This is a genomic window from Roseovarius litoreus, assembly GCF_900142765.1.
Taxonomy (GTDB): domain Bacteria; phylum Pseudomonadota; class Alphaproteobacteria; order Rhodobacterales; family Rhodobacteraceae; genus Roseovarius; species Roseovarius litoreus.
The window spans coordinates 1-17,278 of sequence record NZ_FRCB01000004.1; the positions used below are offsets into that span (position 1 = coordinate 1).

General features: G+C 58.8%; 11 protein-coding genes and 1 pseudogene. 4 read left to right on the top strand and 8 right to left on the bottom strand.

Annotation, left to right across the window (positions count from 1 at the left end; all coding sequences use genetic code 11):
• Positions 1 to 236 (bottom strand): hypothetical protein (locus tag F3H35_RS08560; protein WP_149779214.1); only part of this gene is annotated, 236 nt, incomplete at its 3' end.
• A 302-nt stretch (positions 237 to 538) separates the two neighbouring features.
• Here F3H35_RS08560 and F3H35_RS08565 point away from each other — a divergent pair.
• Both F3H35_RS08565 and F3H35_RS08570 read left to right on the top strand, forming a co-directional pair.
• Positions 539 to 1,378, top strand: a complete 840-nt coding sequence (locus tag F3H35_RS08565) for a DUF6544 family protein (RefSeq protein ID WP_149779215.1) — start codon at positions 539 to 541, stop codon at positions 1,376 to 1,378.
• A gap of 107 nt (positions 1,379 to 1,485) precedes the next feature.
• Positions 1,486 to 2,337 carry a M23 family metallopeptidase gene (locus tag F3H35_RS08570; protein ID WP_188129929.1) on the top strand — a complete coding sequence of 284 codons (852 nt, stop codon included), beginning with the start codon at positions 1,486 to 1,488 and terminating at the stop codon, positions 2,335 to 2,337.
• Between the two features lie 102 nt (positions 2,338 to 2,439).
• Here the strand turns inward: F3H35_RS08570 and F3H35_RS08575 are convergent, their stop codons facing one another.
• From F3H35_RS08575 to F3H35_RS08590, 4 genes are all read right to left on the bottom strand, one after another.
• Positions 2,440 to 2,850 (bottom strand): hypothetical protein, encoded by a 411-nt coding sequence (locus F3H35_RS08575; RefSeq protein ID WP_149779217.1) that lies wholly within the window; start codon positions 2,848 to 2,850, stop codon positions 2,440 to 2,442.
• Between the two features lie 7 nt (positions 2,851 to 2,857).
• On the bottom strand, positions 2,858 to 4,222 hold the full coding sequence (locus tag F3H35_RS08580; protein WP_188129930.1) for a serine hydrolase domain-containing protein: 1,365 nt from the start codon (positions 4,220 to 4,222) through the stop codon (positions 2,858 to 2,860).
• Positions 4,223 to 4,253: 31 nt separating this feature from the next.
• Positions 4,254 to 5,321, bottom strand: a complete 1,068-nt coding sequence (locus F3H35_RS08585) for a serine hydrolase domain-containing protein (RefSeq protein WP_262975127.1) — start codon at positions 5,319 to 5,321, stop codon at positions 4,254 to 4,256.
• A gap of 91 nt (positions 5,322 to 5,412) precedes the next feature.
• On the bottom strand, positions 5,413 to 6,267 hold the full coding sequence (locus tag F3H35_RS08590; RefSeq protein ID WP_149779220.1) for a CPBP family intramembrane glutamic endopeptidase: 855 nt from the start codon (positions 6,265 to 6,267) through the stop codon (positions 5,413 to 5,415).
• A gap of 635 nt (positions 6,268 to 6,902) precedes the next feature.
• Between F3H35_RS08590 and F3H35_RS08595 the strand changes: the two genes are divergently transcribed.
• Positions 6,903 to 7,700, top strand: a complete 798-nt coding sequence (locus tag F3H35_RS08595) for a transglutaminase-like domain-containing protein (protein ID WP_149779221.1) — start codon at positions 6,903 to 6,905, stop codon at positions 7,698 to 7,700.
• A 122-nt stretch (positions 7,701 to 7,822) separates the two neighbouring features.
• Here the strand turns inward: F3H35_RS08595 and F3H35_RS08600 are convergent.
• From F3H35_RS08600 to F3H35_RS08610, 3 genes and pseudogenes are all read right to left on the bottom strand, one after another.
• Positions 7,823 to 8,168 (bottom strand): annotated as a pseudogene (locus F3H35_RS08600) (transposase); the annotation flags it as partial.
• 170 nt (positions 8,169 to 8,338) lie between these two features.
• Positions 8,339 to 10,180, bottom strand: coding sequence for a hypothetical protein (locus F3H35_RS08605; RefSeq protein WP_149779222.1), 1,842 nt, complete (start codon positions 10,178 to 10,180; stop codon positions 8,339 to 8,341).
• A gap of 695 nt (positions 10,181 to 10,875) precedes the next feature.
• Positions 10,876 to 11,889, bottom strand: coding sequence for a peptidoglycan-binding domain-containing protein (locus F3H35_RS08610; protein ID WP_149779223.1), 1,014 nt, complete (start codon positions 11,887 to 11,889; stop codon positions 10,876 to 10,878).
• A 251-nt stretch (positions 11,890 to 12,140) separates the two neighbouring features.
• On the opposite strand from F3H35_RS08610, the gene F3H35_RS08615 reads away from it, so the two are divergent.
• Positions 12,141 to 17,150 carry a peptidoglycan-binding domain-containing protein gene (locus F3H35_RS08615; RefSeq protein WP_149779224.1) on the top strand — a complete coding sequence of 1,670 codons (5,010 nt, stop codon included), beginning with the start codon at positions 12,141 to 12,143 and terminating at the stop codon, positions 17,148 to 17,150.
• The last annotated feature ends 128 nt before the right edge of the window (positions 17,151 to 17,278 follow it).

Sequence of the window (17,278 nt, forward strand, 5' to 3'; positions counted from 1 at the left end):
GCGTAGCCGCCCTTGTCATTCACGCTGACCCCGGTGATCGTCAGCATCTTCTGGCCTGCATATTCCTTGATTTCAGCGAAAGAGCGCTCCTTGGCCGGGATCGTGGCGATGTGAAAGGTTCTGGGCGTACCATCAATCACCATCTCCATCGTGCCGATGGGTTCATAATCGGAGGACAGGCTTTGCGCCAGCAGCGGCGAGGCCACAAATAACAAAAGCAGGATCAAAAAACGCATTTTGGGGAAACCTTTCTGTTATGGCTGTGCCAAACATGTCCGCTCGAACAGTTCCGTCAACAGCGGCAATGGGCCGGTCACGTCCCGAGTGCAGAACAGAAATCGAAACGCTACTCGGCGAGCCAACTCATTGGTTCCAGGCTTTTGCAGTCTGATCCGGATCAAGATTGAGACTGGACGAGCCCTTAGGTTACCATCAGATTCGGGCGTTCGCACGTCAATACCGGGAACCAGCACAGGCACCTGACTGTCAGCGACGGTCTGACACTCCGGGGCGGCTTCGAGAAAGTTGGATTATGCGAATGATCTTGATCTGGGTGATGGGATGCACCTGTATTTGCCTTGCCGGGCTCATCGGCTGGCGGCAGTTCGATCATCACGTCGACCGTGTCGAGATGGAGCGGCTGCTCGCGACCCAACCGGCCGATCCAGCCCATTTCGACGCCGATATAGTCGCCGATCTGCCCGAGCCTGCGCGGCGTTTCTTTACTTTCGCGATTTCCGAGGGAACGCCGCTTTACACCGTCGCCAATTTGGAGATGGCAGGACAGTTTGGCATGGGCGACACGGGCGCCCCGGGCTACATTCCGATGGTCGCAACGCAGGTGCTTGCCGCGCCGCACGGCTTTGTCTGGACGATGTCGGCGGGTAATGGCGCGATGCGAATGGCCGGTTCGGACAGCGCGTCGTGGACGCGTTTCTGGTTGTTCGGACTTGTTCCCGTCGCGCGGTTCGGCGGCGACCGCGATCACACCCGCTCGGCTTTCGGGCGCTACGTGGCCGAGGCGGTTTTCTGGACGCCTGCCGCGGTGCTGCCCGGCCCGAACGTCACGTGGGAGGCGGTATCCGGGAACACCGCGCGCATGACCATGCGCCACGCGGGGCTGGAGCAGGCGGTCGATGTCACGGTGGCGGAGAACGGTCAGCCCCTTTATGTCGCCTTCCAACGCTGGAGCGATGCCAACCCTGAGAAAGTGCACCGCCTTCAGCCCTTCGGCGGTTACCTATCCGAATTTCGCGACTTCGGCGGCTTCCGCCTGCCAACGCATGTCGAAGCCGGTAACCATTTCGAAACAGAGACCTATTTCCCGTTCTTCATCGCAGACGTGAGCGAAATTACCTTTCCGCAGATAGATCCATGACCGTCACCATACTCTTTTTTCAGATCGCGCTTCCGCTGGCATTGCTTGGCTGGATCCTGCTCTTGCCCTCAGGTTCAGCAACGGGTCTCCTCCTCCAGACAGCGGGAGTGGCAGCGTTCCTCTTCGCACTGGCCCGCATCGCGCAATGGGCGCTTCCAGTGTGGTGGCTGCCATGGGCCTACGGCGCTCTGTGGCTGGCGATTGCGGTCGCCGTTTTGGCGCTCCGGCCCAGCATTGCCGGATTGCCGGTCTGGCCGACAGGCCTTGGCTGGACTTCGGCAGTCCTCGGTGCGGCGCTCATGGCAACGGGGGGTTGGTTTGGCGCGCAGGCCCTCAGCGGGCGATCACCACCGCCGGTAGAGGTGGTGGAGATTGGTAATCCCTTTGCCCGCGGCCAATTCCTTGTCGCAAGCGGTGGGTCGCACCCGATCGTCAACGCCCACATGCGGACGCTTGATAACAGCGTAGAGCGGTTCCGGCCTTGGCGCGGGCAATCCTACGCCGTGGATTTCTTCGGCTTGGGACCTTGGGGCCTTAGGGCTCGCGGCTGGCGGCCCGCCGATCCGGCCGCCTATGCGATCTTCGGGGCCGAATTGCGTGCGCCCTGTTCCGGTGTCGTCGTTGCCGCAGAAGGTCACTGGCCCGATTACGAGGTGCCTGATCAGGATATGGTAAACCGGCTCGGCAACCATGTGATCCTGCGCTGCGGTGCGGCCGACATCGTGCTGGCGCACATGCGGCAAGGGAGCATTTCGGTCGCGCCCGGAGACAGAGTCGACATCGGCAACCGGCTGGGCGAGGTCGGCAATTCCGGTGCCTCGACTGAGCCGCATCTGCACATCCATGCGCAACGGCCCGCACCCGACGGCGCGCCGCCCATCTCGGGCGAACCGCTCGGCCTACGCATCGACGGACGTATCCTCGTGCGGGGTGATCGGATCAACGGGGCGGATGGGTGAGAGAGGCCGCCGCGACAGGCCGGCGATTCGCGATCTTCGGAACGGTTTTCGTGCTTGCTCGCGCTGAAGCTTTCCGGGATGCCACTTGGATCGCTTTCCCGATCAGGCAAACCAGACGAGGGCGGCGAGCCCGAGCGCGATGGGCAGCCGCGCCAGTCCGATCCTACGCCAGCTGCGGGGATCCGAGATGCCCGAGACGACGGCGCGGCCCCTAGGATTGAAGACCAGCGCGGCCGACTTGACTGCCCAAAACGCCGGGACACCGGCGACAAGCGCCCAGCCGGCCCAGGTCCTGCCCGTGTCGGAACGCAGTGCGAAATCGGTAGTGCCAAGTCCCCACAGCGCGAGTAACAGTACCGCCAAGCCCCAAATTGGAAAAGGCCGCCGCGCGCCGCCATAGGCCCATGCCTCGAGCTTGCCCCAGCGCTCGGGAAACAGAAGCATACCTAAGCTCGTCACTGCTGCAAGAAGTGTCAGCGAGACGCCGAAGATCGTGAGCCATGTCAAGTTCATACGATATTCACCTGCGCTGATCAGGTTTGAATGCCAACATGCCGAGGCCGAGGCCCGCCAGCCCTGAGGCAACGCCGAGCCAGAGCCAGAGGCCAGGCAGGATCGAGAACAGGAAAAGATAGTCCTGCGCCGAAGCCCAGAACGGCCATGAAATCAGCGCGGCAGCGATCCCGCCTAGCGTGACCCGTGCCGTCTGCGTTGGCCTTCCATGCCGTAACGCAGTCCAGACACCGAGCGTCCCGACGATCAGACCGAGCCCGATGCCTGCGCGCGCCGCTGTCTCGGCCCAGAGCACGCGCGCCATGCCGACTGGGGCAACACCCATGTCCTCCGACCACTCCTGCAGGATCGCGGCGAAGAGGGGCCAGGCGCGCTGGCTGTTCGATAGGATGACAATGCCGTCCCCGGTTTCCGGCACGAGATGCATATGGCTCATCCAGCCGTAGCCTTGGCCGCCATGCCAGACCGCCGCGCGACCGTCCGACAGTGTCTCGGTGAAATGGCCAAGCCCATAGCTCTCCGCAGCGAACCCGAACAGACCGCCGACCGTGACTTGGGGCCGGTGCAGTTCGGCCACGCCCTCAGGCGATAGAACGGATTGCTCGGCCCCCTCCATCTCAGCCAAGGCCAACCGCGCAATGTCGGCGGCTGTCGCGTGCAGCCCGCCCGAGGCGCGCCCCGGGTAAACGTAAGGCGCTACGGGCCGACCGCGCAGGTCGTGGCCCACAGGCATCGAAGCGCCAGTCCAGTCGAAGCTTGCGCTCGCCATGCCGAGGGGCGTCAGCACCTCGCGCGCGATCAGCGCAGCGAAATCCTCGCCTGTGCAGTCCTCGATCACGAGTTCCAGCAGGTTGTAGCCTGTATCCGAGTAGGAAAACCCGTCGCCCGGGGCCGTGATAAGGGTGAAGTCCTGCGCGATGTGTTCAGGCAGGTCAGGCCTTGGCGCGTCCGGGAGGAAATGCGCGGCGTAGTCACCGAGGCCCATTCCGGCGGTGTGACTGAGGAGCGCGCGAGCGGTGATCCCGTCCGTGTCCTCTGGCGGGGACCAGCGCGTCAGGCAGTCGTCGATCGGCGCGTCTAGGTCCAGTCGACCTGTTTCGGCCAAGCGTAGCGCGCCCCACGCGGTGACGGGTTTCGAGATCGACTCGACCCGGAATACAGCATCGGATGCCATCAGCCGACCTGCAGCAGGATCGGCCATGCCGAAGGCGCCCGTCCAGACTGGGGCGTGCCCCTCGATCAACACGATCACGGCGCCCGCTACACCGTCTGCCGCAATGCGGTCATCGGCGGTCCTTGTCAGCCGGTCCAACAGTGCCCTTCCTTCACCGCCGTCGGCGAAGGCTGGGGTGGCGGCGAGAACCAGCGCCATGAGACCTAAGAAAGTCGCGGCCCGCATGCACTTACCGGATCAGGGAGATCGCCAGATCGGCGAGTGCGGCCTCAAGTGCGGGCACCAGATCGCTCGTGTCATCCGCAACGCCAGTATCGGTGTTGATCTGGAAGGCGACGGTGACGCCATGTGCTGCGTAATGGCGCAGACTTGAGACATAGGCTGGGATCCAGCCGCCATGGCCAAAGACCGGCCCGCGCGACGTATCGGCGTGGATAGCCACGCCCACGCCGTAGAAAATGCCAGGTGCCTCCGCATCCACGGGCACAGCGTCGAGCAGCCGATCGAGATAGGGGGACTCCATCGCTTCGCCGCTGAACAGAAGATGCCCCCAGCGCGCCAGATCGGCCGAGGTCGAGGCGAAGCCGCCGCCCGCGGATTCCACCGCCGGGTTCCACAGAAGCCGCCCCTCGGCATCCGCCGTGCGGGCGGGCAGGCCGAACGGGTTGTCGGGATCCACATAGCCCACCGCGAGCCCGGGTAAGTCGGGACGGTCTGACGGGAAGGTATCTTGCAGGTCTAGCGGATTTACCAGGCGGGCGGCGACGGCCTCATGCCATGCCTCGCCGGTCACCTGTTCGATCACGAGGCCTAGCAGAACGTAGCCCGTGTCACTGTAGACCCATGCTTGACCGGCCTCGAACAGCGGTTCCCGTCCCGCCACGAAGGCGACGAGCCGCTCCGGGTCGAACTCACCGTCCCTGGTCGTAATTTGGGTCCAGTTTTGCTGAAACTCGGGCAGATGCACATGATCCGGCAGCCCGGCCGTGTGGTGCAGGAGGTGATTGATGGTAATGGCCCCGGGGTTGGGCAGCGCGTCGAACCACGGGCGATCCCCGAGATGAGCGGAAAGGAGATCGTCACGCGAGAGCAGCCCCTCGGCTTCCAGCGCCAGCACCGTTGCGGCGACGAGGCTCTTGCCGATGCTCGCCGCCAGCATGGGCGTTTCGGGCGTCATCGCGCGGCCGGCTTCGATATCGGCAAGGCCCGTGGCGGCGGACATGATCGTGCCGTCCGGCAGCGAAATCGCGGCGGTAGCACCCGGAAAGCCGTATCGCTCGTGGAAGTCCTCAAGCACGGACGCCAGCCGACCCTCTTGCGCTATCGCAGGCACGGAGAGGCAACAGAGGACAAGCGAGACAGTGAGGAACAAGCACCGGCGCATGTTGCTACTCGGACGACTGCCGCGCAGTGCCAGGCGTGGCTGGAATGACCTCTGTCACGGCGCCGTCGCGGGTGAACATCGTGTCGCGGTTCCACCAGACAACGCCCACGGCGACGGCCACGAGGAGCCAGGTATCCCACGGCTGCGCATCCGCCCAGAACGGATTGATTAGCTGCCAGTGGAATAGCATCGGCCAGAGCAGGCTGCCCCGCGCACTGTTGAAGATCGGCGTTACCAGGACCGCGAGCGTGATATTGCCAATGAAGAAGGGCAGGAAATTCCAGTCGGCGAAAACCACCCCCGCGAGGAAGAAGGCCGGCAGGTGCCATACGCCCCAAGTCGCCCCAATGATGATCCCCGCCCAGAGCGGCGCCACGTGGCGTTGCAACATGGGCTGCATGACGCCGCGCCAGCCGAACTCCTCTACAGGACCTAGAAAGAGCATCATGAAAAGTACTGCCACGACAGCCCCCGCACCTTCGGGCGGGATCGGCGCCAGCACTGGCCCGCCCTTAGTCAGCGAGCCCGCGACGAAGACGAGCGGAATGACGACCAGGATGAACGCGGTCCAGCCCCATGATCCGCGCCACATAAGTAGCCGCGCGAGAAAGGCACGTATGCCCGACACTCCGCCATGCAGATAGACGATCCCGAAGGCCGCGATGGCCGGCGACCACGTCGCGAGGAAAAAGAGGGGGTGCGAACCGCTAATCTCTCCAAATATCCCAACGGCCAGATCGGGGACGATGATATAGCTTCCGATCACACCCCAAGTGATCAAAAAGGTGAGGAATAGAAAAAGGTATAGCGCCGAGGTCGGGATCTGCTTTGCGGATGGGGCGCTTGAGCGTGAATACATTGTCGGGACCGAACGATTATTTGACCTTGTCGAGCACCGTATTGACCAGTGAGTCGCGCTCTACGATGATATGGATCAATGGCGACCCACCTAAGATTTCCCTCATAGCTCTCGGCCGAACGACTTGTTCAAGATACCCTTCTATCCTCCAAAGCGCGATCAAGACCAGATTTCAGTTGGGGAGCGTCCAATGACGATTGTTAAACCAGCCATAGATAGGCGCTCTCCTGCCTCGAGTGATCAACAGGCGGCGGAAGTTCCGTAACTGAAAATTCCGCTCTGTTGATCTTCATCCATCGCAAATGCTGCGTGGCGCACGAATGGCTGGTTCGGTGAAGCTGCATCGCGGCGCTGGTGGCCATCATGAATGACAGCTCGGGGCCGAAAGCGGACACGCGACTGTGGGTGGCCGGACCGCCGATAGCGGACACTGGGAACTCCCGACATGTCGTTGCCATGGACATGCTCTAAGGACATGGCGGTGCCACATCCTCGCGCGACATCCACGCCGCGACCCTTAATGCCGCTCGATTCTGCGCCCGGCTCTAGCTCGACTTTTCCAACCAGCGAACCCCCGCTGGGAAAGAAACGTTGGTCTACTGCCAAAATGGTTTTCCTCGCTTAAAGTGGGTCCCATGACGATAGATATTGATGTATCCTTGGCCTACGACGTCGGAGCGGCAGGACTGGCGCTGCTTGCGGTTGAGGCGGCACAGACGAAGACTCAGGTTGTTACCGAAGAAACTCTGGATGTCGAAAATGCGGTACTTCGGCATATCAAGGGCGAAAGCGGCTTTGGAAGGCGCACCTGGGCCCGCGTCGATGGACCAACACTTCGCCTGCGGTATAGGGCCAATGTCGATGTGTCCCGCGCACCGGTTCAACTGGAAGGGCTGTCGGCTGCGCCACTGGATGAATTGCCGGCGGACCTGATCGCATTCTTGCGGCCGTCTCGTTTTTGTCAGTCCGACCAGTTCGAAACGTTTGCCGCTAAAGAATTTGGACATCTGTCAGGCGGAAAAAAGGTTGCTGCAATCGTTGAGTGGATCCAGTCCAAGTTGACGTATGCTCCCAGCGCTTCGGATAGAGGAACAACACTTCTAGACACCTTTTCGTCTCGAAAGGGCGTTTGCAGGGATTACGCGCATTTGCTGTGCGGTCTGGCGAGAGCCTCGCATATTCCCGCACGTTATGTTTCTGCATATGGACCTTCCGTCGACCCGCAGGATTTCCATGCTGTAGTTCATGTGTGGCTCAACAACGAATGGCAACTGATCGATCCGTCCGGCATGTGCCCCGCAGACGAACTCGTGCTTGTTGGTGCAGGACGTGATGCGGCTGACGTCCCGTTCATGGAAACTCCGAATGAGGCCCAGTTCATCGATCAACGCGTATGTGTGAAGCGCTCCCACGGGAGATGCAATGGCAACTAATTTCATGGAACCCCGGTCAAAATCGTCACGCGCAACTGTACTTCTTGCGCATGGGGCAAGTGCACCAATGGATTCCCTTGGGATGACCGTGATTGCAGAGGCGCTGGCTTCGGAAGACTTCAGGCGCGGCGTTCCGATATGCCGAGCACCTGCCGCACGTGGTCGATGCATCTGCGGCGACGTGAAGGGCTCAGAAGTTTCCCTTTGCGGCCTCGGTGAGGATCAGCTTGTCCAGCGTCAGGTCCGAGACCGCGCGCCTCAGGCGCTGGTTCTCTTTCTCAAGCTCCTTGAGCCGCTTCAGCTGTCCGCAGCTCATACCGCCATACTGCTTGCGCCACCGATAGAACGTTTGCTCTGTAATGCCGTATGGCGCGACGCGTCCGCGACCGTCATGCCTTGCCCTTGCAGCACTTCGATTTGCTGAAGTTTCGATACGATGTCTTCTGGCGTCTCTCGTTTCCCAGCCATTCTCTGGTCCTCCAATTTGCGGGGTAGTCCTATCCCGGTCGGTGAACCATTTCAGTGGGGGCACTCCAGTACACGCATATCATCAAGCTCTTCTTCTGCTGCGGTCTTTTGACCTGGACCGCGGGCCATGATTAAAGGCAATATCGACTTTCAATAACATACATTGGCCTCTAAGGGCGCTTGACACTTAACAAAAAGCCAGTCTCCGCGCCAGGAATGCGTATCTTGCTGTAAGCATCGGAAGTCGCATCATAGAAGAGTGGTCCTTGCACATCAGGATCTTGCGTCCCTGGAACGCTAGCGCGCAGGCTCATCCCGACGTCGCGTGCCCCCTGCACATTCCAAGGCAGACCGATTGTTAACTGCCCCGGAAACGGCGCACTACTGGCTGCGATCGCGTCCGGGTAGTAGCGGTAAAGTCTACGAAATTCATCGTTCGCATTCAGTGAGACCGGCATGCGAAACAGCAGCAACTTTTGGGTACCAACTGTCTCGTAACTGAACCGCTGCAGCGCATCTGGCGGCATTGCAAGCGGCCCGGTCAACATAAATGGCGTCGACATGCGCGCCATAGCCAACCCGGACCCCGCATAGGAAGCGAATGTATCGTTGAGCGCCCGCATCATCTGGTCCTGCGCCAGCTGCGCCCGCGCACCGATCTCCACCACGAGCGCCTCATGCGCCTCGCTACCCACAACATAGCCTTCTGGAGGCACGTCTCGCACCGCAATACCAGGCCCGAAACCAATCCCTAGATCGCCCCGGATCTCAAGCCCATCCACAGTATCAACATACGCAAGTTCTGCACGCAATGGGAGCGTGTTACCTGGATATTGATCTGTATCGTATTCAATGATCTGACCCCGGTATGCACGGTCCAGAACCATCTCGGTGACGGCAGGCGCGACTCCTCGGCGTTCCAGGCTGGTGATCAGCCCGCCGGTGCGGTCGCGCGGTCCCACAAGGCGCTCGGTCAGCCGCAGTGTTCCCGCAAGGCTTAGGCGGCCCGCGCTGCCGGTCTGGTCGGGAAAAAGCTTGAACCGCAGTTCGTCGATTGTCCAATGGGCCGGAACCTGCGTGGCAAGATATTGATCGAGCGCAGGTTCCCCACTCCCGAACCTTTCTGGACCGGTCTCACCACTGAGTATCATATCATCTTCCACCGCCGTATTGGTTGCGCCTGACGGGACGGTGGCTAATTCATCCGGCGGGACCGCCCGTTTCTGGGTCAGATCGTAGACCTCAAGCACCAAGTCGAACTGCGATCCGTCAGGGCCGAATGTCACGTGTGGGGCCTCGCCAGACTGGCAGGGAGCGATGCTGCGGCATGTATAGCCCACAGAGGGGATGTAATTCACACAGAACCTGTTTGACTCCATGTGCCATGCGATACGTGTTTCGCTACCATTGTAATATGCGCTGCCGTGCCCACCCGGCTCAAGCGCGAGTGTCTCCGTTACACCGGTAACCGTGGCCGTCGTAATGCTGCGTCCGGTCAACCAGCGGTTCAACACCTCTGCCGGAAGCGGCTGGCCCGGCGATTGACACAAAGGTGGCGGACTTGCCAGGGACCTCTTTTTTACGGACAGGATAGTCGATGTAATGGTTCCCGCGCCATCGATCATGCCGAAGGCACCATCCCGTCCCAGACAGTGCACGATCCTGTGGCATACCCAGTTTTGAGCATCGTCATAGCTCTGGCAGAACCGTCCTTCATTTACGACCCACAGACCCTCGGTAGTCTTGCCCGTCGAAGTGGTGAAAGCAGCGCTCGTCTGCGTTCCTGGGGCGGACAGCGCCCCAATTTCGATTGTCCAAGGTTTTCCGGACGATGTTATCCCGTTCAGCTTTGCCCTAGAGAATTGTTCCGCTATTTCTCTTGAGCTAAGCGCGCCGCCCATGTCGCCGCAATGGTTAAGTTGAGCGGACACCGCGCCGCTTGAAAAAATGAATATGCCCGCGAGCATCATCAAACGCAAAATAAGATTATGCAGAAGTTTCGGAAACCACATTCCAGAAGCAATCCCGTCTTTATCATCAATTCACTTAATTTCGTAATTCAGCCCAAAATTCTATCTTCAGTCAACCTGAAGCTATTGACCGCATGTTGTGGGGATTCTTGAATATGGCAATGATTTGAACTAAAAGGTTTGGGCTCGAAGCCAACCTTGGATGCAATGCGGCATCATGTGATATGATGTCTTGTAAACGTTGGGTTGTCGATTTGGGAGGGCGTGGTGGACCGGAGGTTCCATCATGGAACACCAAAGTTACCCGACATTCGCGCACTGCGCCCAGCCAGGCACAAAAGGCCGGATCGCCGGCCAGAAACGGCCATTGAAGCCGAAACACGTCTGGGCGATAAGGGTGTGGCTATGCATTATCCCACGAATGGCAGCATCGAGCCCAAACTACCAAATGCTGCGATCTGCACCGATCTCTGCAAAGCCGACCAAAGCCGTTATTCGAAGAGCTTGGTGAGTTTGTCTCGTGATAGATGGTGGCGATTTGGCTGCCCTCTCAGAGGGTTACACGTTGCCGTGTGCAGTGTGTGTTCATTCTTCGATCGCGAAAATCTGCTGTCGCACGGCTTTCGTATCGCAATCGGATTGCCAGACAGAGGTATTGGTGGCGTCCAGAACGCGGAGGAAATGAGTGCGGCGGCGGTTGAGGCTATGCTCGACGCCGATACATGCCTCGAGTAATATCACGATTTGCGTGCGTAGAACGAACATCCGTTTGAATCGCGGCCTCGCAGGATAAGCGCCTGATCATCCACTCTAGCTTCAGTTCTGACCGTACCAAAGAGAAAGCCGAAGTTTGCCACTCCAGATATGTTGCGACCGCGCAGCGTTGCGTTCAGGCGTGCACGGAGACCCTGGGAATTGACGAGGGTGCCAGTGTAGTTCAACCCGCCAGCATGTCTCATTGTCATGTTGCCGGTGATCCTCGTGCGACCTAGCTTGCTGTTAGCGCCACAATTTGTGGTGTACCTCCAATTGCCGGACATATTTCTAGGTCCAAGTGCAATGGGGGGAGGAGGCTTGTACGCCCTCGCATTGGCGTCGTCTTTCAACCACTCGTCCAAGGCCAGCTGGCTTTGATCCTTGAGTGCAGCCAGTTGCGAGGTGTTCAGATAGCCCGTGGGCTCGGCCGACATGGATGACTGCCAAGACCTGATGGCTCCTCGGGTCCCTCGTCCGATGGCGCCATCTACACCATTCGGGTCGTGCCCGATGACCAACAAACGCGCTTGGAGGTCCCTAATGGCCTGTCTATCCAAATCGAGCTCGCGCTCTGTCGCTTCGGAGCCAACAGGCATCGAGAGTAGGGGCTCCTCTGGTTCTAATGTGAGCGTGGGAAGAGTATCCTGCTCGATTACCTCGTCGCCTTCATTGTTGGAGTTGCCGGGATCCAATGGCGTTGTCTCAGGGACAGCAGGTACCACCATCTTTTCCGTGGCCGCGGTTTCGCTTTCTTCAGCGTCCTGCAACACGGCATTGAGGTTGGCGACGTCCAGACCTTCGATCTCTTCCTTGAGGATGATCTGCAGTGCCAAGTCTGAGGCCGGATAGTCCGCTACGATCTGGTTCAGGATGCTTCGGACGCTCTCGTAGGTCGTCTTCTGCATCTCAGGAGGCAAGCCTTCGGCCGACTGATAGATGATGTTCGCAGTCTCGAAAAGAGCCTCTTCCGGGCCGGCCAAAACCGGTTTAGCCATCAGAACGGCCAGCGATGCGGTCGCGATAAATCGACAAATCAAAACGTTTTCCCTCGATCAACTCTGAGAAGACTAGACGAGCAACCGTCAGTCTGTCATCGATTTTCTCCTCAGGTCGTCCCTTTCGCAACTGGCGCAGGAGAAGTTTTTTTCTGGAAATTACTCGCCATCTACGCAAACGTGACCCGAGGGAACCAAGTCGGCCGTCATTTCACGGCCTCGTCGAGTGTTTGAATGGTCGGGGGCTTTTAATGAAGCGATTCTTGCAGCGGCGGCATACCATCATCTGTGCTGTCATCCTCTTTGCCGGTCCACTGGCGGCCCAGGAGGACCCCAATGCACTCATGAATGATGCCATCTCGCTCTACACCTCGGCGATGACCACAAGTGGTGAGGATAGATTTCTTCTCCTCCAAGAGGTCGATGGAATTCTGACGAGGATTGAGACCGAGTTTCCTGACTCTGCGCCAGCTTCCGTGATGCAACTCGGAATACCGCTTGGACCAATAGACCTGAACACCTTGGAAGCCGAACTGGCGGCCAGTGAGCCGAAGCTTGCCGACCGTTTGTCAGGTGAACTGGCTGACCAGTGGAAGATCCTGCAAGAGAGATCGCCGGCCGTCGCGGCCACTGTAGAGGACACCCTCAGGAAGGTTGCCGGTTCCGCCGCCAATGAGACGAAGGAGGAGCTCTACGTTAAGGTGAGCTACTATGTAATGGCCGCCTTCTACTTCGTGACAGAGTCTTCGTTTCATGAGTTTTTCGATCCGTCAGAAACTGGAGAGCTATACAAGGCGTTCGTTACGAGTCGCGGCCTCGATACGGCTTTGAGCGACTTTGGCCGTTCCGGCGCTACCGATATCGCCTTAGGCATCGCGCTCGATTTTGGTTCATCCACAATCGCGGATTCTGTCGTCGAGAACTCTCCAGAAATGAGCTCGAGCACTCGAACTCTGGTCCATGCCGCGATCAAAGCGACAATCACTGAGGTTCTTCTCGCTGTTCAGGCATCGAAGGATGCCACGAAGATCCCGGGACTAGGCATCAAGCGCGTTTCCGATCTTGTCGAGATATTGGTGACCACGCGCGGTCTCGCCGCGGATGTCGACAGGGCTCTGGCCGAGACGGCTCTCCGTATGCAGACCTTGGCCCAGTTGACCGTCTCCTATCGCGAACTGGAGGGTGTGCAGGACATCATCACCTCGACACGGCAGAACCTCGCATCCGAACTCGAAGGGGCCGTCGGGAAAGACGACGCCAAAGCCGTCAGCGACATCATGCTTCTCGGCTGGGCGGCGCTGACTGCCGAATTCGAGGGAGAGACCGCGCAGGCCGAGAACCTGCACGACCTCCTCCTATCGCGGGGCAATGTGGACAGTATGCCCACGATCTGGAACGCTCCCGATCTTGCGGTCTATCTCGCGAAAGGCTTCACCGACAGTCCGAAGCGTGCCGCCGAAATCATGATCGGTCTGACTGAACTCTCGAAATACTCGAAGCCGCCAGAGCAAATGGAGATGGTAACCACACCGTCCACCAGCCCGGACCTCGCGGGGACCCAGATTGCCCCGGACGGGTTTTTGGGGCCTGGCGCGGAGCTAAAGGCCGATGGGGTCACCGTGGCCAGCGAAAAGGCACCATCTAGACCTTCGCAAACCGCATTGTTCGAAGCGCTGCCCGATGGCGTTTATAGCGTGGAAAGTGAAGTTTGCGCACGTCAAGGTGAGGCCATTATCGAAACGTTGGATCGCGATTTCCGCATACTACGCCGACCACAGATCTGGCTGTTCGATTTAACGTGTAGCATCGTAGATGCGACGGAATCAGAAGACGCCACCGAAGTTGCCGCGAACTGCAATGCTGAGGGAGTCTTTGAGGAGCGCGTGTTCCGGTGGCAGGTCACTGGGCCTCAAAGCTTCATCGAATTCAATGCGAATGTTGAGCCGAAAGCGTATCAGCTTTGTGAAGATACAAACAGGGAAACCCTGCAGGCAACTTCAACTGAATGGAACGCTGCGATTGCCGTAGAATCGAGTAACGTTTCGCACATCTGTTTTGCTGAACCCTCACGAAGCTGCCTGGAAGAGTCTGAAGCTCCGGAGGAAGCCATAAGATTCATCGAAGCGCAGCAAGCGCTTGGGTACGGTTATGGACTGATACCCGTGGATTTCAAGGAGCTTGGGAAAGTGGATATCGCCTACCTAATGGCTCCCAATGCTGCGGGAACGATTTATCCCAGACTCGTAAACACGACACCTGAGTCCATCACTTCTCCGCAGTTTCCGGATTGGGAACTCAGAAAGGCAGCCGAGAGTGGTGATCGAGAAGCGGTTTCGGTCCTGCGACAGTATCCCGATTCTTCGGGTTGGAACCCACTCGTGCTCGGCATGCGTGTCCTGCCGAATGGGTATCAGAGGTTTTCGCTGGTGATGCCATACACCGAATTCTGCCGCGCCTGTCCCTATGTCGCCTATGGGGTGAATGTGGTTGACTACGACCAAAGTGGTCAGTTTCGATCATTCGAGAGCCGTGGTGTCTTCGACGCACGTGACCTCAAACCGAAGTGGAATACCCAATTTACGGCCGAGGATGCTCGGCGGGTGCCCGCCCTCATCCAGTATTTTCTCAACATCCGCGGTTACGACGCAGGCCCCATGGATGGTGCAATAGGCCCCCGAACACAGGCTGCTCTTGCGGATTTCCAGAGAGAAAACAGTGTTAGCGACGGTTCTGGCCGCGTCGATCAAGCCACCCTGAATGCCTTAGTGGATCAAGATACGATGTTCAGCAACGGCGCCTCGAGGAGCACAAACTCAAGCGACGCCAATTACGCGGCAGGCGTCGCCGGGAAGTTCTCAACAGGAGGAGAATTCACGCAGTGGGTACAAGTGGCTTCCCAAAACACGCTTTCTGAAGCACGAGAGTTCGCACTGCAGCAAGGCGACGGAGCGAGAATATTTCGAACTTCGAACGGATGGTACGCGGTTACTCTCGGGCTGCTCAACGATCCCGAGTTTGACTATCTGCCGACAATGGTGAGAGAAAATGGCTTGCCAATGGACACTTTCCTGACCACGGGCGAAACATATGTCGAGGAAATGTCGCTTTTCGCGGGAGGTGCTAAACCTGCTCCAGCGTTCGTCAAGACCGAGGTAATTGGACCGGCCGAGACATTCGTTGATCAATGGTACGAAACTGGAACCGTCACTGAAGTAGTCGGAGAGGTCACTGCAGGGCAAGAGTTGACTATTTGGGGCCAGCCGCGTGACGGACGTTGTTACGTTAGTCCGAATGAAGGCGTGTATGTCTATTGTGCAGATACGATGGCGTTTTCGGGAACGGCTGCGGTCGGCGGAGACGACAGCGCACGCGACGCCTCGCTACAAGATTCTGAACCCGAGGCGCCACCAGTTGGCCTGGCCGGGACCGAGCCGGTGCTCGGACCCGTTCAGCACACAGCAGATGAAATCGCCAGGGCGAACTACGAGCATTTGAGGGCCCAGGTCTCGGACCGCTTTCACACGCTCGAACGCTTCGTGATCGCCAACCGGTTCGAAGACAACAAGGATGTCATCGCCTTGCTCGCGCACCCCCTGCTAATGGGTATCGACAATTCGGCCTCGGCCGAGGATATGCGCCCCCGGATAAGCGACTTTCTGCGGCAAATGGCAGGCCTGCTCGACTTGACCGAGGACGATCTCCGGCTGTTGAGCGATGGCCGAAACAGCTATCAAGCCTTCACGATCGACTACTTGGAAGTCTCCGAAGGGTCGGGCTGGTCGCTCGCAGGCCCCTACGAGAAAGAGTTTCACGTCGCCGGGCTGGACGGGGACTCCATCGAGAAATGGATCAATGTCGACGGGCGGGAGTACGTATTCGACACCTCGTCGGCACCTCCTCGCATCATCAACTACGATCGCAATTCTGGGACCTTCAACTACGGCAGTGATCCGAACACGCCCCTGCACGTCGCATTGGACATTATGCCCTGGCTCCACTGGGGGACCGGACCGGATGACACCTCGAGCTTCGAGGAAAGATACGCCCTAATGCGAGGCGCGAAAATGCTGCAAGTGTGGTTGAGGCTATTTAATCCGATCGACTCGATCGCGTTCGATCTGGAGCGCGTTGGCGGTGACAATCTAATGACTGGTCCGGCTCAAGCGATGTTGCAGCGTGAGAGGCAGGCTGAAGCGAGGACCGACGCAACTTCATCGCGTCGGCTGAACCTAACCGAAGCTAACCGGCAGCGAGAAAGCCTGTCTTTGTCCGCTGACGCGACCAAAGGCGAGGATTTCAAACAAGATCGGTCTCAAGAGACTGAAAAAGTGGATATGCCCGCACAGCGAGCGTGTGTAAGCCCTGCGCAACCGATAGCTCGACAGGTTGTTAGGAACGCGCCAACAGCGGCGGTCGAGAGGGTCAGCCATCTTGACGAGCACGGTTTCGTCCCCGGGCCTCCTGCGTTCAGCATGCCGAGAATTGGCGACCTGCGGAACAATGATGACACATCTATCGTGTTAGCGGTGCTTGATCGAAGCACAGCACTTGCCGCCCTTAAAGAGACAGTTATTGGCGCTTGGTATATCAATCCAAGCATTCCGACGATTTCGAACGACCTGCGGGTATCTGAAGACAAGCTGCCATTGTTGCAGAACGAACTTGAGAGGCTGGTTCGGGTTAGCGAGCCCGCTTCTGTAGCCATAGCCGTAGATGCAATCGACTGCATCTCGCAGTTCAAATTTGACCAAACGCGTAGTCCCTTTAGAACGGATGCGCTAGAAGAGCTGCGCTTTGTCGCCTCCCTCGGCTATCGGGCGATTACCCTTTGGCAATCTGGCGTCTCAGGCTCTGATGTCGGGCCGGTCCCCATTATGAGCTTTGGGTTCCCACCTGCCGGATGGAACCCAAAGATGCCGGAACTCGATCCCGAGGGCATCATGATTGGACGCATTGGCGTCGCCGAGGTTCGTGGGATTTTTCAGACGGACACTACCGCCGAGGTCGAGTTTACCTTGAGTTCTGAGGACCTGCCTCCAACGATCTACGATGGCACAGGAACAAGTCCTTCCTTCGACCTAGAACTAGATTCCGTCGTGGCCCGCGCTATCGACTTGGGGTTGGGAACCAGGGCCATAATTGCGTTTCCTTCGCTCGCAGGATTGGAGCGAATGAATGTCGATATGAGCGATCCAAGCCGTGTCTACACGGCTGTCTTTCGCAAGTACGATGATGGCTGGCGGTTCTTCTCGGTTCGATAGACATTTTGATGCTGGTAACGACCCGCGCGTGGCCGCGGTTAGAAGACCGCAACCTGTTCCGGCGCTTCGCTTAATGGTAGGTCACACGTTCTTCGTGTCGCCGCTGACCTGCCACTGAACTTTCATCC

Bases quoted from the DNA above. Each gene is read 5' to 3' on its own strand.
- F3H35_RS08565 (WP_149779215.1), top strand. From the start codon at position 539: ATGATCTTGATCTGGGTGATGGGATGCACCTGTATTTGCCTTGCCGGG.
- F3H35_RS08575 (WP_149779217.1), bottom strand. From the start codon at position 2,850: ATGAACTTGACATGGCTCACGATCTTCGGCGTCTCGCTGACACTTCTT.
- F3H35_RS08580 (WP_188129930.1), bottom strand. From the start codon at position 4,222: ATGGCGCTGGTTCTCGCCGCCACCCCAGCCTTCGCCGACGGCGGTGAA.
- F3H35_RS08590 (WP_149779220.1), bottom strand. From the start codon at position 6,267: ATGTATTCACGCTCAAGCGCCCCATCCGCAAAGCAGATCCCGACCTCG.
- F3H35_RS08595 (WP_149779221.1), top strand. From the start codon at position 6,903: ATGACGATAGATATTGATGTATCCTTGGCCTACGACGTCGGAGCGGCA.
- F3H35_RS08605 (WP_149779222.1), bottom strand. From the start codon at position 10,180: ATGTGGTTTCCGAAACTTCTGCATAATCTTATTTTGCGTTTGATGATG.
- F3H35_RS08610 (WP_149779223.1), bottom strand. From the start codon at position 11,889: ATGGCTAAACCGGTTTTGGCCGGCCCGGAAGAGGCTCTTTTCGAGACT.
- F3H35_RS08615 (WP_149779224.1), top strand. From the start codon at position 12,141: ATGAAGCGATTCTTGCAGCGGCGGCATACCATCATCTGTGCTGTCATC.